At 67.0% G+C, this 20,021-nt stretch carries 20 protein-coding genes; 9 read left to right on the top strand and 11 right to left on the bottom strand.

Annotation, left to right across the window (positions count from 1 at the left end):
• Positions 1–165: 165 nt before the first annotated feature.
• Both G3N93_RS15065 and G3N93_RS15060 read right to left on the bottom strand, forming a co-directional pair.
• Positions 166–1,296, bottom strand: coding sequence for an ATP-binding protein (locus G3N93_RS15065; RefSeq protein WP_174936846.1), 1,131 nt, complete (start codon positions 1,294–1,296; stop codon positions 166–168).
• Between the two features lie 64 nt (positions 1,297–1,360).
• On the bottom strand, positions 1,361–2,071 hold the full coding sequence (locus G3N93_RS15060; RefSeq protein ID WP_174936844.1) for a response regulator: 711 nt from the start codon (positions 2,069–2,071) through the stop codon (positions 1,361–1,363).
• 219 nt (positions 2,072–2,290) lie between these two features.
• Here G3N93_RS15060 and G3N93_RS15055 point away from each other — a divergent pair, with 219 nt between their 5' ends.
• A complete protein-coding gene (locus G3N93_RS15055) occupies positions 2,291–3,205 on the top strand; it encodes a glutaminase (protein WP_206123274.1) in 915 nt (304 codons plus the stop codon).
• Between the two features lie 119 nt (positions 3,206–3,324).
• On the opposite strand, the gene G3N93_RS15050 is transcribed toward G3N93_RS15055, so the two are convergent.
• Entirely contained in the window at positions 3,325–3,771 is a 447-nt protein-coding gene (locus tag G3N93_RS15050) for a GNAT family N-acetyltransferase (RefSeq protein WP_174936840.1), read from the bottom strand.
• Between the two features lie 354 nt (positions 3,772–4,125).
• Between G3N93_RS15050 and G3N93_RS15045 the strand changes: the two genes are divergently transcribed.
• Together G3N93_RS15045 and G3N93_RS15040 are read left to right on the top strand one after the other, a co-directional pair.
• Positions 4,126–4,500 carry a cytochrome c gene (locus G3N93_RS15045; protein WP_206133381.1) on the top strand — a complete coding sequence of 125 codons (375 nt, stop codon included), beginning with the start codon at positions 4,126–4,128 and terminating at the stop codon, positions 4,498–4,500.
• 223 nt (positions 4,501–4,723) lie between these two features.
• Positions 4,724–5,239: a hypothetical protein gene (locus G3N93_RS15040; RefSeq protein WP_206133379.1), complete on the top strand. Its 516-nt coding sequence runs from the start codon at positions 4,724–4,726 to the stop codon at positions 5,237–5,239.
• Positions 5,240–5,311: 72 nt separating this feature from the next.
• Here G3N93_RS15040 and G3N93_RS15035 read toward each other — a convergent pair whose 3' ends face one another.
• Positions 5,312–5,698: a VOC family protein gene (locus G3N93_RS15035; protein WP_206133380.1), complete on the bottom strand. Its 387-nt coding sequence runs from the start codon at positions 5,696–5,698 to the stop codon at positions 5,312–5,314.
• Between the two features lie 335 nt (positions 5,699–6,033).
• Between G3N93_RS15035 and G3N93_RS15030 the strand changes: the two genes are divergently transcribed.
• Positions 6,034–6,669: an isochorismatase family cysteine hydrolase gene (locus tag G3N93_RS15030; RefSeq protein ID WP_174946790.1), complete on the top strand. Its 636-nt coding sequence runs from the start codon at positions 6,034–6,036 to the stop codon at positions 6,667–6,669.
• Positions 6,670–6,732: 63 nt separating this feature from the next.
• Here the strand turns inward: G3N93_RS15030 and G3N93_RS15025 are convergent, their stop codons facing one another.
• Entirely contained in the window at positions 6,733–7,407 is a 675-nt protein-coding gene (locus tag G3N93_RS15025; RefSeq protein WP_174936832.1) for a TetR/AcrR family transcriptional regulator, read from the bottom strand.
• A 148-nt stretch (positions 7,408–7,555) separates the two neighbouring features.
• Between G3N93_RS15025 and G3N93_RS15020 the strand changes: the two genes are divergently transcribed.
• Together G3N93_RS15020 and G3N93_RS15015 are read left to right on the top strand one after the other, a co-directional pair.
• The gene (locus tag G3N93_RS15020; RefSeq protein WP_206133378.1) at positions 7,556–9,085 is read left to right on the top strand and encodes an FAD-dependent monooxygenase; all 1,530 of its coding nucleotides are present in this window, start codon (positions 7,556–7,558) and stop codon (positions 9,083–9,085) included.
• Between the two features lie 91 nt (positions 9,086–9,176).
• The gene (locus G3N93_RS15015; RefSeq protein WP_206133377.1) at positions 9,177–10,130 is read left to right on the top strand and encodes a fatty acid desaturase family protein; all 954 of its coding nucleotides are present in this window, start codon (positions 9,177–9,179) and stop codon (positions 10,128–10,130) included.
• A gap of 21 nt (positions 10,131–10,151) precedes the next feature.
• Here G3N93_RS15015 and G3N93_RS15010 read toward each other — a convergent pair whose 3' ends face one another.
• The 3 genes from G3N93_RS15010 to G3N93_RS15000 are packed head-to-tail and all read right to left on the bottom strand — an operon-like array spanning position 10,152 to position 13,829.
• Complete coding sequence (locus G3N93_RS15010; protein WP_241026556.1) at positions 10,152–11,288, bottom strand: aromatic ring-hydroxylating dioxygenase subunit alpha; 1,137 nt, start codon at positions 11,286–11,288, stop codon at positions 10,152–10,154.
• Between the two features lie 4 nt (positions 11,289–11,292).
• Positions 11,293–12,891 carry a GH3 auxin-responsive promoter family protein gene (locus G3N93_RS15005; RefSeq protein ID WP_206133375.1) on the bottom strand — a complete coding sequence of 533 codons (1,599 nt, stop codon included), beginning with the start codon at positions 12,889–12,891 and terminating at the stop codon, positions 11,293–11,295.
• The gene (locus tag G3N93_RS15000) at positions 12,891–13,829 is read right to left on the bottom strand and encodes a fatty acid desaturase (RefSeq protein ID WP_174936824.1); all 939 of its coding nucleotides are present in this window, start codon (positions 13,827–13,829) and stop codon (positions 12,891–12,893) included. The genes G3N93_RS15005 and G3N93_RS15000 overlap by 1 nt, the downstream gene beginning before the upstream one ends.
• Before the next feature lie 140 nt (positions 13,830–13,969).
• On the opposite strand from G3N93_RS15000, the gene G3N93_RS14995 reads away from it, so the two are divergent.
• Both G3N93_RS14995 and G3N93_RS14990 read left to right on the top strand, forming a co-directional pair.
• Positions 13,970–14,812 (top strand): metal-dependent hydrolase, encoded by an 843-nt coding sequence (locus tag G3N93_RS14995; RefSeq protein WP_241026555.1) that lies wholly within the window; start codon positions 13,970–13,972, stop codon positions 14,810–14,812.
• On the top strand, positions 14,809–15,708 hold the full coding sequence (locus tag G3N93_RS14990) for a hypothetical protein (protein ID WP_206133374.1): 900 nt from the start codon (positions 14,809–14,811) through the stop codon (positions 15,706–15,708). The genes G3N93_RS14995 and G3N93_RS14990 overlap by 4 nt, the downstream gene beginning before the upstream one ends.
• Here the strand turns inward: G3N93_RS14990 and G3N93_RS14985 are convergent.
• Together G3N93_RS14985 and G3N93_RS14980 are read right to left on the bottom strand one after the other, a co-directional pair.
• Positions 15,696–16,811 (bottom strand): hypothetical protein, encoded by a 1,116-nt coding sequence (locus tag G3N93_RS14985; protein WP_206133373.1) that lies wholly within the window; start codon positions 16,809–16,811, stop codon positions 15,696–15,698. The genes G3N93_RS14990 and G3N93_RS14985 overlap by 13 nt on opposite strands.
• 9 nt (positions 16,812–16,820) lie before the next feature.
• On the bottom strand, positions 16,821–17,531 hold the full coding sequence (locus G3N93_RS14980; protein WP_174936816.1) for a hypothetical protein: 711 nt from the start codon (positions 17,529–17,531) through the stop codon (positions 16,821–16,823).
• A 61-nt stretch (positions 17,532–17,592) separates the two neighbouring features.
• Between G3N93_RS14980 and G3N93_RS14975 the strand changes: the two genes are divergently transcribed.
• Positions 17,593–19,053 carry a fatty acid desaturase family protein gene (locus G3N93_RS14975; protein ID WP_206133372.1) on the top strand — a complete coding sequence of 487 codons (1,461 nt, stop codon included), beginning with the start codon at positions 17,593–17,595 and terminating at the stop codon, positions 19,051–19,053.
• Positions 19,054–19,098: 45 nt separating this feature from the next.
• Here G3N93_RS14975 and G3N93_RS14970 read toward each other — a convergent pair whose 3' ends face one another.
• Positions 19,099–19,830 carry a ribonuclease T2 gene (locus G3N93_RS14970; protein WP_174936812.1) on the bottom strand — a complete coding sequence of 244 codons (732 nt, stop codon included), beginning with the start codon at positions 19,828–19,830 and terminating at the stop codon, positions 19,099–19,101.
• Positions 19,831–20,021 lie beyond the last annotated feature (191 nt).

Raw genomic sequence — 20,021 nt, 5'->3', positions numbered from 1 at the left:
CGTGCTGTCGTGCTGTCGTGCTGTCGTGCTGTCGTGCTGTCGTGCTGTCGTGCTGTCGTGCTGTCGTGCTGTCGTGCTGTCGTGCTGTCGTGCTGTCGTGCTGTCGTGCTGTCGTGCTGTCGTGCTGCTGTTTCTGTCGAGGCCGAGGGCCCGTGCGGCGTATCGCTAGACCGGCCAGCTGATCTCGAAGCGCGCACCGCCAAGCTCGACCGGATCGACGACCGCGATCCGGCCGTTGTGCGCATGGAGCACCTGCCGCGTAATCGACAGGCCGAGGCCATAGCCGCCGGTGCGGCGGTCGAGGCGCACGAATGCGTCGAAGATCCGCTCGCGTTCGCTCTCCGGCACACCGGGGCCATCGTCCTCGACGAAGATCCCGATGTTGCCGTGCACGAGCGAGATCCCGACGACGATCTGCGACTTCGCGTACTTGCTCGCGTTGCGCAACAGGTTGCGCATCGCATACGACATCAGCCGCCGGTCCATCTTCACGCGCAGGTCCGATGCGATCGCGATGCGCGACTCGATCGCGCGCTCCGGATACAGCAGCTGCGCATCGCTGACCTGATGCTCGAACCACGCGACGGGGGCCGTCATCTCGAGGTTCGACTGCAGCGAGCTGTATTCGAGCCGTGCAAACGTGAGGCTCATGTCGATCAGTTCCTCGAGCTCGGTCACGTCCTGCGCGATGCTCTCGAGCGCCGCCTGGTATTCGGCCGCGGAGCCCGGCTCGCGCAGCATTTCGAGTGCGAAACGCACGCGTGCGAGCGGCGTGCGCAGCTCGTGCGAAATGCCGTTCGTCAGGTCGCGCTGCGCGGCGATCAGCCGTTCCATGCGCATCGCGAGCGCATTCAGCGTCCGCGCGAGCGGGCCGATGATCACGCTGTGCGATTCGCGCGCGCGCGTGTTGAAGCGCCCGCCCGTAAAGTCGATCGCGCGCTCGCGCACCATCACGAGATCCGACCACACCGGCCGCATCCACCGGTACGCGGCGAGCGCGGGTGCAGCGAACACGAATACGAGCACGATCCAGATGTCGCCGGGCAGCGAGTCGAACGCATGCCACACGACCTGCGGCGACAATTCGACGCACAGCGCGAGCGCCGGCACGAGCGCGGTCAGCAGCACGAGGCCGAGCAGATGCAGATAAGTACGCACGTAAAGACGCGACCAGCTCGGGATGCGGTCGGCGCGCGTATCGGTCCACGCGCGACGGAAATGCAGCCAGCGCCATTTGACGTAGCGCAGCGTCGGCAGCGGCGGTGCATCGGGGTGCGAACGGGTTCGTCGGATCATCTCGGCTCCCGGCCGGCGGGTGGAATGCCCGCGCAGAACGTGACGGCGTCGTACGAACGTCGCGTCATTCCCACGCGTGCTTGCTGAATTGATAGCCCTTGCTGCGGATCGTCTTGATCCGTTGCGGGTTGCTCGCGTCGTCACGCAGCTTGCGGCGCAGCTTCGAGATGCGCCCGTCGATCGTACGGTCCAGGCCGTCGAACTCGACGCCGCGCAACTGCAGCATCAGGTCGTCGCGGCTGACGACCTCGCCCGCATGGCACACGAGCGCCCACAACAGGTCGAACTCGGCCGACGTCAGGTCGGGCGTGCTGCCGTCGGGCAGTACGACGGAACGGTCGGTGCGGTCGATCGAGAACTTGCCGAACGCGTAGCGCTCGGGCTGCGGCGCGGCGCTCTCGGTCACGCGCGCGGGCGCGCGACGCAGTTGGGCCTTGATCCGCGCGAGCAGGATGCGCGGCTCGACCGGCTTGTGTACGTAGTCGTCCGCGCCGAACTCGAGGCCGAGCAGTTCGTCGAACGGTTCGTCGCGCGCCGTCACCATGATGATCACGCCGTCGTACTGCTTGCGTGCCTCGCGGCAGATTTCGAAGCCGTCCTTGCCCGGCAGGTTCACGTCGAGAATGACGAGATCGGGACGAATGGACAGGATCGCCGGCACCGCGGCGTCACCATGCAGCACAGTGTCGACTTCATAGTCGTTCTTGCGCAGGTAGCCGGCGATCAGCGTGGACAGGCGGGTGTCGTCTTCGACGAGCAGGATGCGAAAAGACATGGGCAGCGGTCGGGTCATCGGGGAAGCCGCGGCGGCGCCGGCCGGTGCCGGACGCCGGCCATTGGCCGAAACGTACCGCATGATACTGCGCCCGCCGGTTGCCTGTTTAGAGGTCTTGAAAATAAGGGCGCGATATCGTCCGCGCTTGACGAATCGGCGCCGGGACGGTTCCATACGGGCTCGCCTGAATCCGGGCCGCTCACCTACCCGCCTGACTTGATGAATTACCAGACGATCCTCGAACGCATCCACACCGAACTCGCCCCCTGGATTGGCCAGGGACGGGTTGCCGACTACATTCCCGAGCTCGCGAAAGTGCCCGCCGACAAGTTCGGGATGGCCGTCGTGACGCTCGACGGAAACGTTTGCACGGTCGGCGACGCGTATGAGCGCTTCTCGATCCAGAGCATCTCGAAGCTGTTCGCGTGCACGCTCGCGTTCCAGTTGCTGGGCGACGATTTGTGGGAACGGGTCGGCCGCGAGCCGTCCGGCAACGCATTCAACTCACTCGTCCAGCTCGAGAGCGAGCGCGGCAAGCCGCGCAATCCGTTCATCAACGCCGGTGCGCTGGTCGTCACAGACGTGCTGTGCCGCCGCTTCGTGAAGGCCGAGACGGCGCTCGTCGAATTCGTGCGGCGGCTGATCGGCGCGAACGACATCGACTACGATTCGCGCGTCGCACAGTCGGAGCTGCAGCACGCGGAGCGCAATCGCGCGATGGCGCACTTCATGGCCAGCTTCGGCAACATGCAGATGCCGCCCGACACGGTGATCGATGCGTATTGCCGCCAGTGCGCGATCACGATGAACTGCGTCGAGCTCGCGCGCGCCGCGCTGTTTCTCGCGAACGGCGGTGTCGCGCCGGTGACCGGCGAGCGGATCGTCGATTCGAGTTCGGCGAAGCGGCTGTCGGCGCTGATGCTGACGTGCGGCACCTACGATGCGGCGGGTGATTTCGTGTATCGCGTCGGGTTGCCTGCGAAGAGTGGCGTCGGCGGCGGGATCGTCGCGGTGCTGCCAGGTGAGATGGCCGTGTGCGTGTGGGCGCCGGGGCTCGATGCGAACGGGAACTCGCTGGCGGGGACACTGGCGCTGGAGTGGTTGACGACTTATTCGGGGCGATCGATCTTTTGAAGTGGCGGAATCCACGCGCAACTCATGCCCCACAATGGTTGCAGATCGATTCGGCATGCGCCAGCACCCTGCGCGGGCAATTAACCCTTTGGCAGCGATCGATCCATAACCGATGCTCGTCACAGCATTTTCACGTGGGTGGCCGTTTCATCTTCAACTGCACGAAATCCCAGTCGGGAGTAGAAGGCAGCTGCAGATTCTGTATCCGTTGAAAGCCGGACTTGATGGAATTGCAGCTCTGCTCTCTGAAGCAGTGCAGCAACGAGGGCTTCACCTATACCGCGACGGCGGAAGGCATTCGCCACATAGAGGCGGCGCAGCCGGCCGGTCAACCCATCCGGGACATAGGGGTCGACGTTCAAGCCGCCAACCCCCAGAAGAGTTCCGTTGTCAGTGACCGCGAGCAGACATTCACCCGGCTTATCGAACCTGTTGCTTCCGTCTTGCCACTCGCGAATCAAACGGCCGACAAAGTTGAACCCTTGATCGACAGCTTCACGCTCAAAATCCAATAGCTGAGGAGGAAGGGTTGCTAACTGTTGAATTGAGATCATGTTGATGACCATCGCCCGGAGCACCGGGGAATGTTAGCGATTTGACGATCCGACAGCAACCCGCCCAAAGTTGCCGAATGACCAGTACTCGCGGCGGATTCAACCGATCGCCCAAGAGAGTGCGACGTTCGCCCGCTTGGTCGACATCGGGGCGTCGGTTTATATACACGTAGCGCAGGGACACTGGCGCTGGAGTGGTTGACGACTTATTCGGGACGGTCGATTTTTTGAGGCGGTGGAGTTGGGCGTGCCTGATCTGCGAAACGGCGGCAGGTGAATATCGGCGCGCTCAGTGAAGAACTCGCCATTCGGCGGCAATCGGCCCCACAAAGACATGTACCGGTTCACACAACAAAACCAAGAAAAATGAAACTACTCCTCGTCGCTTCGTTGGGAATGTCATTGCTTGCTCAAACATCACCCGCCTTCGCGGATAGTGATAACGGGAAAAAGATCTTCCTGGCGAGATGTGCGATGTGCCACGGAGCGGATGCCAGGGGAACAGGGCCATTGGCCAATAAAAGCATCCCGCCCACGCCCGATCTGACGACGCCCGCCTTCAAGAAACGACTCAATGATTATCCGGGCGTCATTGTCTCGTCAGTCATCCTTCGCCCGAACGGAGACCTGATTCCGAAAACGTTGCGGGAAAATGGTGTGAAACTGCCGCCCCACGCCTGGACGGTCAAAGATTTTCGCGACTTGAATCAATACATGAGCGGATTGATTTTAAAAAATTGAATGCTTTGATGCGGGTTGATATTGCCGGCGTGCCAGCGCATTGGCGCTGGAGGGGTTGACGACTCGTTCCGGACGATCGGCGCTTCAAACGTGCCGGCACGTCGCACGATCGACCCGTAGACCCATGTCCGGCTGATATCGACATGCGCCGGCATGCTCAATGGAGGTATTGCCTCTCGATGGCCCGCGCTCATAGTCCATTGCGCCCACGGAAAGCCTGACGATGCATTCGAATCTGCTCACGCTGCCGCCCGGTGTCCACGCCGGCGTACAGATCCGGCCGCGCTGGCCCGCGCGACACGTCCACGTGGACGCGGATGTCCTGGGCAAGCTGCAGGCGATCCAGACCGGGTTGCCCGCCCGGATCAGCCTGATCCTGACGCGCGGCTACGAGCCGCGAGCGTCCGGGCTCGGTTTTGCCCGCCGTCGGTTTCGCGCACTGGGAATCGGCGCGTTCCGCCTGCTCTATCCCGCCCGCCGCGACGAACTGGCCGATATCTTCGGCAGCAACGGACACGATGTCGATGGAACGCACATCGACATTTCATTCAGCGTGAACGGTCGGCGCATACGGATGTTGCCGCTGGGCGTATTCACGCCGCCTTTCTGGCAGCGGCGCCGTGTGCGGCGCTGCGCTTCGGCGCTCGCGCAGATCCAGGCCGCGCTGGTGCAGCACGGGTTTCAGATTCACCGCAACACAACGGAAAGCCTGCAGATTCATTGCGACCTGGCGCGTTAGGAGATCCGCGCCATCGGGCCCGGCACGCACTCAACGAAACATGCGCCGCTCGACAGCAAACGCCCTTCGCGGTCACTCGGCTTGCGCGAAATTCAACTCGACGCCATTGCCGGCCGGATCGCGGAAGAAAAACTGCACCTGGCCGGTGAGCGGAACGTGTGCGCGCGTGAATGCCACGTTGGCGTCGGTCAGATGACGGGCCATTTCGTCGACGTCCGCGCAGGCAAACGCAACATGATCGAACGTATTGGCAACATGCGAATGATGCGACTCGCCCGGCCGCGCTTCCGACAGATGCAGCACGGCCTGCGTGCCTGCATACAACCAATAGCCGAAGCTTTTGAACGGCGGACGAAACCCTTCCTGCAAGCCGACGATCTCGACGTAGAAATCGCGAAGCGAATCGAGTGTCGGTCGATCCGCGCGCAGATTGTAGTGACTGAATCCGGTAACTGGCATGACGTGTAACTCGTGTTGGCGCAACGTGACATGAAATGGCATCGCGCCGGGCATTGCCGCCTCAAGCACGATCCGCGCGAAAGCGGCAAACCGGCAACGGCGAGCAGTCGCGGCCGACTATCAACCATCGGCATCGCACTACCCGGAACGACCGTGAGTCGATCAAGCGCACGCCAGTATATTGCGGCCGCGCGAACACGTTGCTCCGGTTTGGCGGCGGCTACCATGCGACGCGGCAAAACGCCCCTACGAAAATCGCATCGGCAGCCGGCCCGATTTTCCGGTACAAATCGGGGACGCTGACATTCCCCGCGGGCTATCGGAGACTCTCGTTCATGACTCGGCAACACGCACCGGATATCGCAACGACAACCCGCACGAACCCCGGCGACAGCCCATCCGCGCCGATTCCCGCCATCGTGCCGTCGAGCACCGCACTGCTCGTCATGCATTACCAGACCGACATCCTCGGCCTCTTTCCGTCGGTCGCGCCCGGGCTGCTCGCCAATACACGCAGGCTATGCGATGCGGCGCGGGCCAGCGGCATCGGCGTCTGGTTCGCGAACCTGCGGTTCAGCCCCGGCTATCCGGAAGTCAGCGCGCTCAACAAGAACGGCCAGGGCATCAAGCAGCTCGGCCTGTTCATCAACGACGGTCCGTGCCCGGAACTCGGCCGGCAGGCCGACGAGCCGCTGATCGCTGCGCACCGCGCCAGCGTGTTCTTCGGCACCCATCTGCAGGCGCGGCTCGTTGAACAAGGTGTCGATTCGCTGATCATGGTCGGCATCGCGTCGACGGGCGTGATGCTGTCGTCGATCGCCCACGCAAGCGACGCGGACTTCCGCCTGTACACGGTCAAGGACTGCTGCTACGACCCGGACCCGGTAGTCCACGAGCACCTGTTCTCCACTGCATTCGAATCGCGCACGACGGTGCTGTCGCTCGCGGACGCGTTGCGGCTGCTCGAGTAAACAAGCGGTCGCGCGAGCGTGACGGGCCCACGGCTTCAACCGAATCGGCCCGCACCATAACGACTACCCGGCCGCTTCGATCCCCTTCAGGATGAGATCGATGCCGGCGACGAACTGCTCGCGCTCGTCGTGCGCAGCCAGTTGCGCCGCCACCTTGCGCACGAACGGATACGCCGCCGGATCGAGTTGCGTCCACCGGTCGGCGACGGTCGCCACGATCTCCGGCTGCGCCGGATCGCGCGAATGCAGGCGCGCGCCGGCCGCGTATTGGCCGGCCAGCCCGAAGATGTAGTGCATCAGCGCGGATGCCGCGTTGAATTGCGCGGGTTCGGGCACGCCCAGCGCCTGCAGATGCCCGCCGACGCTTTCGAGAATCCGCAGCACCGCGTCCTGCCACGGCGCGCGGAACAACTGCGCGCCCACCCACGGATGCGCGCTGAACGCGTCGAACAGACGCAACGCGACGCGACGGATCGCCTTCGCCGCCTCGCCGTCCGGCGCCCTCGATTCATCCGCCATCGCACCCGCGATCACCCGATCCGCGGCCAAAGTGAGCAGGTCGTGCTTGTCGGCGACATGCCAGTAGATCGCGCCGCTCCCGGTCGCCAGGTGCGCGGCAAGCGCGCGAAACGTCAGCGCGCCCTCGCCTTCGTTGTCGAGGATTTCGATCGCCGCATCGACGATCCGCTCTTTCGACAGCGCGTCGGCGCGCCGCTCGGTTCGGTTTTTGGTTGCCATGCGCGGTAGCTTGACACATCTGGAACAACGTTCCAATATCTCGCCATGGAACGTCGTTCCATAAACATTCCTGTCGCGAGCACGATGCCTGTCAGGTGCCGCCCTTCCTACCGCCACCGGCCCGCCCCGGCCGCAAGCCGAGCCCTCGATGACTCAACCTGTCACCCATGATGTCGTGATTGCCGGAGCCGGCCCTGTCGGCCTTTTTCTCGCGTGCGAGTTGCGCCTTGCCGGCCTGTCGGTACTGGTGGTCGAGCAGGCCGGCGATCCGGACTCCCCGCTGAAGCGACCGCCGTTCGGCATGCGCGGCTTGTCGGCGCCCACCCTCGAAGCGTTTTACCGTCGCGGCCTGCTCGACGACATCGCGATGCCGTCCGGCGCGTACGACACCGCGCACTGGATGAAGCAGTCGCGCCGTCCGAGCGGGCATTTCGCCGGCATTCCGTTCTTCCACGACCGCATCGATGCGTCCCGATGGCCGTACCGCCTGCCCGGCCCGGCCGGTACCCATATGCCGACCGATCTCGAACGCGTCGAATCCGTGCTGGCTGCCCGCGCGAGCGCGACGGGCGTCGAGATCCGGCGCGGCATCCGGATCGAAGGCTTCGACCAGTCGGACGAGGACGACGCGGTAACGCTGTACGCAGGCGGCAACACGTGGCGCGGACGCTGGCTCGTCGGCTGCGACGGTGGCCGCAGCACGGTCCGCAAGGCGGGCGGCTTCACGTTCGCCGGCACCGACCCCGAATTCACCGGCTACTCGATCGAAGTCGAGCTCGCCGATCCCGGCATGCTGCCGCCCGGCCGTCACTACACCGCGACCGGCATGTATACGTACACACAGCCCGGGACGATCGCGATGGTCGAATTCGACGGTGGCGCGTTCCACCGGCGCGAGCCGGTCACGCTCGACCATGCGCAGGCGGTGCTGCGGCGCGTGTCCGGCACCGGCGTCACGCTGACGACGCTGCGGCTCGCCACCACCTGGACGGACCGCGCGTGCCAAGCGACCACCTATCGCAACGGCCGCGTGCTGCTCGCGGGCGACGCCGCGCACATCCACTCGCCACTTGGCGGCCAAGGGCTCAACCTCGGTCTCGGCGACGCGATGAATCTCGGCTGGAAGCTGGCCGCCACGATCCGCGGCGATGCGCCGGCCGGCCTGCTCGACAGCTATTCGGACGAGCGGCACCCGGTGGGCGCCCGCGTGCTCGACTGGTCGCGCGCGCAGGTCGCGCTGATGCGGCCGGCCCGGAGTTCGCGCGCACTCGAGGCGATCGTCCGCGATCTGGTCGACACGCGCGACGGGGCGACGTACTTCGCCGAGCGCGTATGGGGCGTATCCGTTGCGTACGATCTCGGCAGTGGCCATCCGCTCGTCGGACGCAGCGTGCCCGACTTCGAACTGGTCGACGGAACGCGGCTCGGCGAGCACGTCAGGCACGGCAAAGGTGTGCTGCTGGACTTCGAGGGAGGGAGGCCGCTGCAGGCGCTCGCGTCCCGCTGGCACGACCGGATCGCGTATCTCGCGAGCGATGCGAAAGACCGGCTGGGATTGCGCGCCGTGCTCGTGCGGCCCGACGGTGTCGTCGCATGGGCCGGTGACGAGGCGTCGACCGTCGACGAAGCCACGCACGCGGCCATGCGATGGTTCGGCAAGCCATGCGCCGCGCGTTGAAGATGGCCGCTCGTCGTCTGACGAATCAGGTGTATATTCCCGACCGATATGCCTGCATGCGCGCCATCGACGGCGCGCCCGACCTCATCGAATGCTCACGCCCTCCGCCCTGCCGACACCTGCCGAACTGAACCGCACGCTGCCGTTCGCAGCCGGCGCGCGGCCGTGGCGGCTCGTCCGCTATGCGTGCATCGACTGGCTCGGCATCCTGCTGTGCTGGGCCGCGATCCACTTCGCACCGAATCCGTTCGTCTATATCGCGGCTGTATTGCTGATCGCGGGCAGGCTGCAGGCATTCGGCGTGATCCTGCACGATGCCTGCCATCTCCCGATGCGGCGCATGACGCTGCCGCTCGCGCTCGTCGAAGCGCTCGCCGGCTGGACGATCGGTTCGTCGATCGCCGCGATGCGCTATCACCATCTGCGCCATCACCGTGCGGTCGGCACCGCCGAGGATCCGTACCTGCACCGGCTGGCTGCACGCGGCGGCTGGGTGCAGCGCGTGATGATGCTGCGCGGCGCACTGCTGCCGGTCTGGTGGCCGCTGCGCGCGCTGATGGCGCCGCTCGCACTCGCGTGGCCCGCGTTCCGGCCGTGGTATGCGCGCGGCTTCATGCAGGACCGCTCGCGCCAGGACCTGCGCCGTCACCCTGAAGTCATCGCCTGCGCGCGCGCCGACCTGCCGCATTGCGCGGGCTATCTGCTCGCGATCGCGGCCGTCGTGCACTGGGATCTGCCGTTCTTCACGTACTACGGACTGCCGTGGATCGTCGGCGGCATCATGAACGCGAACCGCGTGCTGCTCGAACATCAGCACGTCGAGATCGACGAACGCGCGCCGGAGTCGATCTGGCAGATGACGCGCACGATGACGTTCGGCTGGATCGGCAAGCTCGTGCTGTATCCGCGCAACATCGGCTATCACCAGGTGCATCACGCGTATCCGGCGCTCGCGCTCGAGCATCTGCCGGCCGTGCACCGCTACCTGACGGACGGCACCGCATTCGCGCCGCCCGCACCCGGCCAGGCCGGCTCCACGCACTGAACGCCCTGCGCCGCGCGGCGCCTACAGCTCGAAGCGCATCACCTTCTCGCCGCACTGCGCGGCCGGCAGCGGCTCGTCGCGCTTCACCGCATCGAGCAGCCGGTCGATCGCGACATGCACGATGTCGGCGCGCACGTTGTGCGGACGAAAGCCCGGCGCGTTGTCGAGGCCCTGCCGGTGCGCGCGCATGATCCGCACGTCCTGCTGGATCACGAGATGCGTGTACAGGTTCAGCAGCGGTCGCAGCGCGCGCAGCATCCAGCGCGGCAGCCGGAAGCGATACGCGATGTACGTATAGACGCGCGAGCGGCGCGCATCGATCGGCGTGATCTGGCTGACGATCAGGAAACCGGAACGTTCGCCCCACAGATAGTCGCAACGCGTCACGTTCGGCGCGATGAAGCGATCGACGTGCGCGAGCGGCACGCGATCGGGGTTCGTGAGCCAGTCGAGACAGAAGCCGATCTTGTCGTCGCCGTCGTGATACGTGACGGCGACGCTGTCCTGCGTCGTCGCGACCGTCGCTTCCATCGCCTGGCCGCGGCTGCTGCGGAAGATCCCGTCGTGCACGAATACCGTATGCGGCACGTCCATGAAGTTCTGCGCGAGCATCGCGATGTCGCCGTCGAACGTGTTCACCATGAAGTACGACTGCCACGGCGTGACGTCGCAAAACGGCATCCGGAAGATCGTGCGCGCCGACGGGTCGCCCGTGCCGAGATACACCCATACGAGACCGTCGAGCAGTTGCACGGGCAGCGTGCGCTGCCGGAAGGGATAGCGGCCGGGCGTGCCGGTCGGCTGCGTGCCGTCGATGCTCGGCACGTGGACGACCTGACCTTCGCCGTCGTAACGCCAGCCGTGATACGGGCACACGAGCGTGTCGCGATCGACCTTGCCGGCCGAGAGCCGCGTGCCGCGATGCACGCACTGATCGATCAGCGCGGCGATCCGGCCGTCGCGCTGCCGGAACAGCACGATGCCGGTATCGAGGATCCGGACGCCCAGCGGCTTGTCGCGCGGGAGTTCGCGTTCGGTGCACGCGACGAACCATTGCTCATGCAGGCCGTCGGCCGGCGGAGCATGTTCGTGCGTACCGGCCGCATCGCGTGACGGGCAGTCGTGCCCGCATCCGCGTGGTTCGATCATGTCGTTCATCGCGTCATTCATTCGTCATCGCAAGCAGTGCGTCGGCCATCGGCAACCGCGTCACGAGTGCGCACGGCTTCACGTCGCCCGCGCGGACGCCGGCCCGTCCGGCCGACTGTTGCAGCAGGTCGCCGAGTCGTTCCGGCGATCGGCCCAGCCGTTGCACGCGCAGCGGGCCGAGCTGGCCGAGGCGGCGTGCGTGCGCATAGTGGAACGCCTGCATCAGTTCGGCTTCGACGACGGCACACATCGTGTCGGCCGCGTCTGCGTCGATCTCGCCGGCGATGCACAGCACGTAATGCGGCAGCCCTTCTTTCGCGACACACGGCACGATGCACGCGCCGACTTCGCCGTGCTGCCCACGTGCGCGATTCAGCGCGTCGGCCGCAATCTGTTCGTCGAGTTTCTCGCCGACGAGATCGACGCTCGCCGCCGCGCGCCCGACGAACGCAATGCGCGGCGTGCGCGCGGTCATGCCGACCACGCGCACGCGATCACCGAGCGCATAGCGATACAGCCCGCCGCCGGTGGTCAGCAGCACCTGGGCGTCATCACCGGGTCGTAGCCCTTCGACGCCGCACACGCGGCCGTCGTCGCGCACGAATTCAAGGTAATGGCTGCCGATCGCGAGCGGGCAACCGCCGCCTGCGCCGAACGGAATGCTCGCGACGCCTTCGGTCGCGAACAGCCCCTTCGGTAGCCATTGCACCTGCGGAAACCGCACGCGCAACGCATCGGCGTAATGCTGGCTCGGGCCGTCCAGCCAGCAGCTCACGGCGGCCAGGCGCGGCCACAGCGCACGGCAATCGCCCGTCTCGATCGCACGGCGCAGCGCCGCGCGGCGGTCGGCCGGCAGCGACGCGTCGACCCATGCGCGATCGCGTGCGCCGTCGGCATCGTCGCGATCGAACAGCGGGCGCAGCACGCTCGTCAGGAAGGTCGGGCTCCATACGCTGATGAACGCAAGCGCTTCTTCCGCGACCAGCGCACGCAGCGTCTCGCGCCGCCACGTCGCCGCGCTACCGGTCAGCGGCGGCACGAGCAGCGTCGACGCGAGCGCGGCCGCGCTGCTGTCGCCGAGGTAGTCGAGATCGCTCGCGGAGCCGACCGGAATCCCGTTGGGCGCGACACCGGGCGCCTGCAGCGGCGGCGACATCGACCAGTACGCGCGCCCGTCGCCGAGCGCCGGACAAGCGCGATACATGTCGGCCAGCCAGACGATCATCGCGGCCTGCAGTTCGCGCAGGAACGCGGGCGTATAAGGAATCAGCTTCTGGCGCGCGGTGCTGCCGCTCGTCCGTTCGAGGAACACCGGGCGCTCGGCGGTCAGCACCGGTTCCGTTTCGTGCGACACGCGATCGAGCCACGGCAGGAAATCGGCGGCCGCATGCACGGGCACGCGCTCACGGAACTGCGCGGGGCTGTCGATCCGGTCGAAGCCGAACCGGCGTCCGAATGCCGTATCGCGGTTCGCGGCGAGCAGCGCCATCAGCCGCCGCGCCTGCGCGTCGCCCGGTGCGTCGAGGCCGGCCTGCCAGCAATCGACGTCCGGCTGCGCGGCGCGCGCGAACGTGCGCCATGCATCGGCCGGGCTGCGGGCGGAGGCGTCCATCAGAAATAGGTCTTGTCGAGTTGCGCGAGATCGTCGGGCAGCCGGCGCGGCGGCGCGAAGATCGTGAGCCAGCCGTACCACAGCGGCCGCGTCTCGCGCAGGTCCGACACCGCGTGCATGTCCTGCCAGCGCAGCGCGGGACGGCGATGATGCGTGAGGTTGTAGTTGAAGTTCAGCAGCAGCCAGCGCACCGGCGTCGGCGCGCGCATGTTGTACGTGCCTTCGACGACGTCGAGCGGCGTGCGCATGTGGTACACCCATTGCAGCGACGACCACGAAAACGCGAACGCGACATACGCGACCAGCACCGCCGACACCGACCAGTCGAGCAGCCAGCCGGCCAGCAGCCATGCACCGACGGCAGCGAGCGTTTCGTAACGGATGCGGCGGAAGTCGGCCGTCGTGAATTCCTTGAAGGCGGCGGCGTAAGTGTTGTCGTCGCCGCGCGCGGCGAGCCGCTGCATCGTGCGGCCGGGCACCAGCGCGAGCACGAAGCTGCCGACGAAGCTGCCGAGCCAGATGCCGCCGAGGATCGCCGCGTAGTATTCGATGCGCTTGCGCAGCAGCGATTCGTCCGCGGTCGCGAAATCCGCGCGCTCGGCGCGCGTGCGGTTGCGCACGTGATGGCCGAGATGGTTCACGTGGATGAGCGTCGCGGCTGCGCCGAACATCGTGGACGCCCACCACATCATCATATAATTCGCGATCGGCCGGCGATGCCCGAACCCGTGGAAGGTTTCGTGCATCATCGAGAACACGCCCTGCATCACGAGGCAGAACGGCACGAGCACGAGCCACTTGATCGCGCCCACGCCGGTATGCGAGAGCCAGGTGAGCGTGCCGGCCCACACCACGCTCTGCAGCGCGAGCACGAGCAGGTTCGCCCGGTCGTAACGTCGGGTCTGCGCGGCAGCGGCTTGCGCGCTCGGTCGGTTCATGGCTCGGAATGGCGGTTGTTTGCACGGGAGGATACAACAGATGCGTCAGCCGCCGGTAACGGCCCGCGCCCCGTCCCTGGCGGGGCGGAACTAGCATGCGGCCGTTTCGCCGTACACCCGCCGACAGCCCGGCGTCGCGCATGCCGACCCGCGACGTGCGCTTCGCGATCGACGAACGCATTCCGCGCTTCTGGTATCGCGGCACGTGCCATGTCACGCGCTTCTTCGACGCGTTTTCCGTGATGTTCCCGCTCGGCGAGCGCTTCTTCATCGAAAGCGTGCGGCCGTTTCGCGACCACGTGGGCGGCGATGCATCGCTCGCGGCCGACGTCGATGCGTTCGTGCGGCAGGAAGCGTCGCATATCCGCGTGCACCGGCTCTACAACGCGCGCCTCGCATCGCAGCAGGTGCCGGTCGACGCGCTCGAGGCGCTGCTCGAAACACGCCAGCGCAATGCCGCGCGGCAGGTATCGCCTGTCACGCGGCTCGCGCTGACCGCGTGCCTCGAGCACTACACGACGATCCTCGCGCACCGGCTGCTGAGCGACCCGGCGATCCTCGGCGGCGCCGACCCGACGATGGCGGCCGTGTGGCGCTGGCATGCGATCGAGGAAACCGAGCACAAGACCGTCGCGTTCGACGTGTTCGCGGCGGCCATGCCGAACGCGGCGCGGCGCTATGTGGTGCGCTGCGCGGCCATGCTCGGGATCTCCGTCTACTTCGTGATCGACCTGATCTACTTCGTGCACCGCCTGGTCGCCGTCGACGGGCAGACCTGGAATCTGCGCGGCTGGCTGCAACTGTTGCGCTGGCTGTTCGTCGCACCGGGCATCTTCACGCGCGTGATGCCGATGTGGCTATTCTGGTTCTCGCCGCGCTTTCATCCCGATCGCCTCGACAGCGATGCGGCCTTGCGCGCGGCCCGCGCCGCGCTCGAACCGTACCTGGCCAGCGCCGAACGCGAACCGGAGTCGCACGCATGACGCGCGCGCCGTGGACGCCCGACGGGTTCGACGACTGGCGCCGCCACTATCCGGCAACACCGTTCGCGCGGGCCGCGGCGAACCTCGACCGGACCGATGCGTTCATCGACGGCTGGACACGGCGCACCGCCCGCCAGCCGCTGACGACGACGGTCGTGCTCGTCGCGGGGCTGTATTCGGAATGGCTGCCCGGCTGCAATCGCGGCGCGCGGCAGACGCTCGGCGCGGCCGGCTATCGGGTGCTGACGGTGCCCGTGCGTTCCGCGCGCGGCGTGTTCGATCAGGGCGCGCATATCGGTGCGTACCTGCGCAAGCACCTACCGGCCGGCGGCGAATTCGTCGCGCTCGCGCACAGCAAGGGCGGCATCGATACGCTCGCCGCGCTCGTCGGCGACCCGGCGCTGGCAGCGCGTTGTACGTGCCTCGCGCTCATGCAGCCGCCGTGCGGCCCGTCTGCGATCGTCGATACGATCTTCCGCCACGGCATGCCGCCGCACGTGGCCGCACCTTGGCCCGATCGCATCGCACGCCGCATGCTGCGCACGCGCTGGGCCGACGCCGGCACGCGCGACATCAGCAGCCGACGCGATCCGCGCGTCGGCGACATGCTTGCCGCGCTGCCGCGCGACCTGCATCTCGTGCATGGCGTGAGCTGGTCCGTCGAGGCATCCACGCGCTTCGATTCGCATCACGGACGGCTGAACGGGCATCGTCCCGGCTGCGCGCACGACGGGCAGTTCTATCTCGAACACCAGGTGATGGCCGGCATCCCGCAGGTCTGCCTGCCACGCCTCGACCACGGCCAGCCCGTGCTCGGCGGGCTCGGCTTCGACGCCGGCCGCTTCTGGCTCGCGCTCGCCGACCTGCTGCACGTCACGCGCGCTCAGACCAGGTAGATCTCGAAGCCCGGCACGCGGCCGGCCAGCAGGCCGTCGATCGGCGCGGCCGGCTCGCCGGTCGACAGCGTATAGAGATCCATCGGCGTACGTGCCGCGTAGTAGCGCGCGAGCGCCGGCCCGAGCGGATCGCCGTCGTACAGGCACAACTGCATCAGCGCATGACTGTTGCGCACGCGCAGCCACGCGGCATCGAGCAGCGCCGCGAACACGGACGGATCGCGGTCGCGCACCTGCAGGTGCGTCAGGTAGACGTCGCGCAGCGGCTCGCCGGGCGCCGCGATACGCGGGCGGCGCAAGGCGGGCGCGAGTGCATTGAATGCGACACGGACGGCCTGCAGCGGCAACGGCAGCCGTTCGAGCACGATCCGTTTGATATCGCCGGCATCCCACGGCGCGACGCAGCCGATCAGGTTGTCGTGCGCGTCGAGCGCCAGCAGGAACGCGCCGATGCCGAACGACGGCCACGTATCGAGCCGCCGCGCGAATTCGTCCGCGCAGAACACGCCGCCGAACGGCTGGCGGCGCGACTCGGTATCGAGAAACGCGCGCAGTGCGTCCGCATGATGCGGCTGCGCCTCGACGATCCGCACGCCCGGCACGCTGCGTGGCACCGACGACAGCCCGCGCTGCGCATAGATCGACACGTTCTCGTAGCCGTGCCAGTGCGCGAAACGCAGCCGGTTCTCGCGCCGCGATCGTGCCAGCGACTGCACCGCGAGCCGGTTGTCGCGAATCATGCAGCAATACGCATGCTGCACGCCGGCGTCGGCGCGCAGCGTCGCGAAGCGTTCGCGCACCGAGTCGGTCCACTCGCGCGACAGCCGCCGGTCGGGCATCAGGCGCAGATCGCCGAGATAGGCGACCGGCTGCGCGCGTTCGCCGAGATAGCCGTCGCGCACGACGAGGCTCGCGAGCCCCTTCAGCGCCGCGCGCTCATCCTCCGCGAGCCAGACCTCGTGATGCGGCGCGTGGCAGCGATGCAGCGCGAAGTAGTCGGGTGCACGATCGAAGCGCAGCGGCAGGCTGCCCTGCATCGCATGGCGGGACTGGAAATCGAGGATGCGCGCGTTGTCGGCCGGTTGCGCGAGACGGATCCGCATGCGCGCGGCTCACACACCGTCGAACAGGCGACGCGCGAGCGGTCGCAGGTTCGACGCCGACAGTTCACACAGGCACACGAGTTCGTCGCCCTGGGCATAGCCGGGGTTGCGTGCGAGGAAGTAATCGACGTCGGCCAGCCGCCGGTGCGCGGCCGGCACCTCCGCGAGCGCGGGCGTGAGCCGGCCCTGCGGCGTGTCGAACGACAGCAGGCCGCTGGCGGAATCGTACGCGTGCCCGTAGCGGCTCGCGGCCAGGTAGTCCATCAGGTCCTGCGTGGCCGGTGCGGTCAGGTTGTCGGCACGCGGCGCGTAGTCGCGCGCGAACGCACGCAGGTAGCGATAGGTGCGATGGCCCTTGCAGATCAGGAACCAGTACAGCGGCACGGCGGGCGCCTGCCGCCACACGTCGCCCGCATGGCGGATCCACGCGAACGCGAGATGCTGCGTGCCCCAATGCGCGGGATCGATGATCGTATCGCCGGAAAAGATCACGCGGATCGACGCGTCGCGCCAGCGAGTCTCGTACTGCTTGAGCGTCGAGAAGCCCTGGATCGCGCCGCCGCTGTCGCGCAGCACGATGCAGTGCGTCTTGTCGCCGAGATCGTGGTCGAACTGCGCACGGACCGTGTCGCAATAGGACGCCGCATACAACGAGAACATCCGGTCGATGTCGTCCGGGCCCAGGGCCGCACGTTCGACGGCGGTGGCACGCAACTCCATCGGCTACTCCTGCAAGACTGAACAGCTTGCTATGATAGCCCGTTACCCGCCCGCTCCCGCCATGTCCAACGCCGTTTCCCGCCAGGATGCGAACGACGCGCCGATCGCCCGGCCATGGCTGCTGCTCGTCACCTATCTCGTCGTGACGGGCGGGTTCTACACGTTCGTCACGCACCGGCCGCTCGGGCCGGTCACGGTCATTCCGGCGGGCGCGCTCGATCGCGCGATTCCGCTGCTGCCCGGCACCGTGCCGCTCTACCTCAGCTACCTGTTCGCAATGCCCGCGCTCGTCTGGCTCGGGCGCGGCCGCGCATGGCTGCTGCCGGCGTTCTTCGCCGGCGCGCTCGCGGCCGGTGTTTGCCTCGTGTGCCATCTGCTGCATCCGACCGCCATCGTGTGGCCGCCCGCTCATGACAACTGGATCGCGTGGCTGCAGCGGATCGATGCGCCGCTTGCCGCATCGCCGAGCGGGCACGTCGCGCTGCCGGTCGCGATCGCCATCGTGCTGCTGGCGCTGCGGCAGCGATCGGCCGCACTGTTCGTCGCGTGGAGCGCGCTGCTGATGGCGACGGCACTGACCACCGGCCAGCATCGCGCCGCCGATGTCGCATGGGGCTGCGCGATCGGCCTCGCGGCCGGCACGTTCACGCTCGCGTTGCTGCGCGCCAAGGTCGACCTGCGCACGGTTGCGGCCGCGCTGCTCGAATGGGCGTGCATCGTCGTGGCGATCCGCGTGGCCATCGCGCTCGGCACGTGGTACCTGTATGCGCTTGCCGTGCTCGTCATCGCGACGCGGCAGCATGCGCTGTTCATCCTGTATCACGACGCGGCCCACTATCACCTCACGCGCCGTCGCGGTTTCAACGACTTCCTGATCAACGTCGCGATCGGTGTGCCGGGGCTCGTACCGGTCGAGTTCTACCGGCCGCTGCATCTCGCGCATCACCGGCATCTCGGCACCGCGCAGGACCCGGAGCGCCAGTTTCTCTATCACGACCAGCCGTGGCGGTTCCGGCCGCTCGACGCATGGCCGCTCGCGCGGCAGTTCCTCGGCGACCTGCTCGTGCTGAACATGGTGCGCAACATGGCGGCGTTCAAGCGCGCGGGCGGGCAGAACACGCGACTCGGCCGGCCGTTCCAGGCAGCCGCGGCCGTATGGGTAGCGATCGTCGCGCTGCTCGTGTGGGCCTGTTCCGCGCGAACGATCCTGCTGGCCGCCGCGCTGTGGTTCGTGCCGCTGCTCACGCTGTCGGTCCTGCTGCAGAAGATCCGCAGCATGGCCGAGCACAGCGGCGGCCCGCATGCGACGCCCGGCTGGGCCGACTGGACGTATTCGTGGCGCACGGGCTGGATCGGCCGCGTGTTCGTCTGGCCGTATCACATCAACCTTCATCTGCAGCATCACCGGAATCCGGCGGTGCCGTGGCATGCATTGCCCGACGCGCTCGACGCACACGAGCCGCAACTCGACGCGCCGGAACTGGCCCGGCTGCTGTGGTCGGGCATCCCGCCGAAGCCGTGACCGGCGACGGCATGCGCGATGTCGCGCGCCGTCGCCCCTTCCCCGTTACTTCGCGATGTACACGCCCGACGTCGGGCACGTGCCCTGCGTATTGCCGTCCGTCACGAGCGACGCGGCGCTCGGGAACTGCGCGGTCGCATTGGTCTTCACCGCAATCCACGCTTCGGTGAAATAGCTGACGCCGTTCGTCTTCGTGCACTTCAGCGACACCGCGCTGCGCGTATTGCTGCCAAATGCGCCTTCGAACGCCGACAGCAGCTGGTTACGCGTGACCGTCTTGCCCGCGTTCGCCTGCAGGAACGTGTTGAACGACGTGTTGCCGAGCCGGCTGATCATGCCGGACGCCTGGTTCCAGTACGCATCGGGCGTCGCCGAGTTCGAACAGGTGCCGTGCTTGAACCACTCGTGCTTGTCGAGGCACGACGCGACGCCCGGCATGTACGTCGACAGCGTGTTGCGAGTCGCGCTGCTGATCGGGTACGCGTCCATGCTGCACCACTGGTGTGCGTTGTCGAGGTCGATGTCGTTCTGCGGCACGCCGCAGTAGAACGGCTGGTTGCCGTCGTATTTGTTCGGCCACAGGCCATGCAGCGACAGGCTCGTCGCCGCATACGTGCCGGCGAGGTTCGTGCATTCCGGCGTGTCGTGCGACGCGCAGAAGCCGGGCTCCCACGACGCGGCGAGCAACAGGTAGTCGTAGCTGGTCTGCGCGGAGGCGTGCAGTGAAACGGAAGCGACGGCGAGTGCGGCAGCGGCGCGGGCGAGCGTCTTGAGCATGGCGTTTCCTCGGAAAAGGCTTGCGGTCGCGGGATGCGCCGCAAGGTTGTCGAATGTCTGTCCGCGATTGTTGCCGACGCAACGTGGCACGAATGTGAAGGTGGACGAATTATGTGCCGCGGTACGGGGCGCGGGCACGCATCGTCGCGGCGCGCCACCTCACGCGGATGAAGCGCGCCGCCAGCGCGGCG

The sequence above is a fragment of the Burkholderia sp. Se-20378 genome (assembly GCF_017104665.1).
GTDB classification, from domain to species: Bacteria; Pseudomonadota; Gammaproteobacteria; order Burkholderiales; family Burkholderiaceae; genus Burkholderia; species Burkholderia lata.
The sequence above is the reverse complement of the archived record's forward strand: the minus strand, read 5'-3'. Positions and strand labels throughout refer to the sequence as shown.

What these genes read in the sequence shown, in the direction of transcription:
- G3N93_RS14975 (WP_206133372.1), top strand. Translation starts at nt 17,593, where the DNA reads ATGTCCAACGCCGTTTCCCGCCAGGATGCGAACGACGCGCCGATCGCC.
- G3N93_RS14995 (WP_241026555.1), top strand. Translation starts at nt 13,970, where the DNA reads ATGCCGACCCGCGACGTGCGCTTCGCGATCGACGAACGCATTCCGCGC.
- G3N93_RS15030 (WP_174946790.1), top strand. Translation starts at nt 6,034, where the DNA reads ATGACTCGGCAACACGCACCGGATATCGCAACGACAACCCGCACGAAC.
- G3N93_RS15000 (WP_174936824.1), bottom strand. Translation starts at nt 13,829, where the DNA reads ATGAACCGACCGAGCGCGCAAGCCGCTGCCGCGCAGACCCGACGTTAC.
- G3N93_RS15055 (WP_206123274.1), top strand. Translation starts at nt 2,291, where the DNA reads ATGAATTACCAGACGATCCTCGAACGCATCCACACCGAACTCGCCCCC.
- G3N93_RS15065 (WP_174936846.1), bottom strand. Translation starts at nt 1,296, where the DNA reads ATGATCCGACGAACCCGTTCGCACCCCGATGCACCGCCGCTGCCGACG.
- G3N93_RS15005 (WP_206133375.1), bottom strand. Translation starts at nt 12,891, where the DNA reads ATGGACGCCTCCGCCCGCAGCCCGGCCGATGCATGGCGCACGTTCGCG.
- G3N93_RS15060 (WP_174936844.1), bottom strand. Translation starts at nt 2,071, where the DNA reads ATGTCTTTTCGCATCCTGCTCGTCGAAGACGACACCCGCCTGTCCACG.
- G3N93_RS15035 (WP_206133380.1), bottom strand. Translation starts at nt 5,698, where the DNA reads ATGCCAGTTACCGGATTCAGTCACTACAATCTGCGCGCGGATCGACCG.
- G3N93_RS14985 (WP_206133373.1), bottom strand. Translation starts at nt 16,811, where the DNA reads ATGCGGATCCGTCTCGCGCAACCGGCCGACAACGCGCGCATCCTCGAT.
- G3N93_RS14970 (WP_174936812.1), bottom strand. Translation starts at nt 19,830, where the DNA reads ATGCTCAAGACGCTCGCCCGCGCCGCTGCCGCACTCGCCGTCGCTTCC.
- G3N93_RS15010 (WP_241026556.1), bottom strand. Translation starts at nt 11,288, where the DNA reads ATGAACGACATGATCGAACCACGCGGATGCGGGCACGACTGCCCGTCA.
- G3N93_RS14980 (WP_174936816.1), bottom strand. Translation starts at nt 17,531, where the DNA reads ATGGAGTTGCGTGCCACCGCCGTCGAACGTGCGGCCCTGGGCCCGGAC.
- G3N93_RS15025 (WP_174936832.1), bottom strand. Translation starts at nt 7,407, where the DNA reads ATGGCAACCAAAAACCGAACCGAGCGGCGCGCCGACGCGCTGTCGAAA.
- G3N93_RS15040 (WP_206133379.1), top strand. Translation starts at nt 4,724, where the DNA reads ATGCATTCGAATCTGCTCACGCTGCCGCCCGGTGTCCACGCCGGCGTA.
- G3N93_RS15050 (WP_174936840.1), bottom strand. Translation starts at nt 3,771, where the DNA reads ATGGTCATCAACATGATCTCAATTCAACAGTTAGCAACCCTTCCTCCT.
- G3N93_RS15015 (WP_206133377.1), top strand. Translation starts at nt 9,177, where the DNA reads ATGCTCACGCCCTCCGCCCTGCCGACACCTGCCGAACTGAACCGCACG.
- G3N93_RS14990 (WP_206133374.1), top strand. Translation starts at nt 14,809, where the DNA reads ATGACGCGCGCGCCGTGGACGCCCGACGGGTTCGACGACTGGCGCCGC.
- G3N93_RS15020 (WP_206133378.1), top strand. Translation starts at nt 7,556, where the DNA reads ATGACTCAACCTGTCACCCATGATGTCGTGATTGCCGGAGCCGGCCCT.
- G3N93_RS15045 (WP_206133381.1), top strand. Translation starts at nt 4,126, where the DNA reads ATGAAACTACTCCTCGTCGCTTCGTTGGGAATGTCATTGCTTGCTCAA.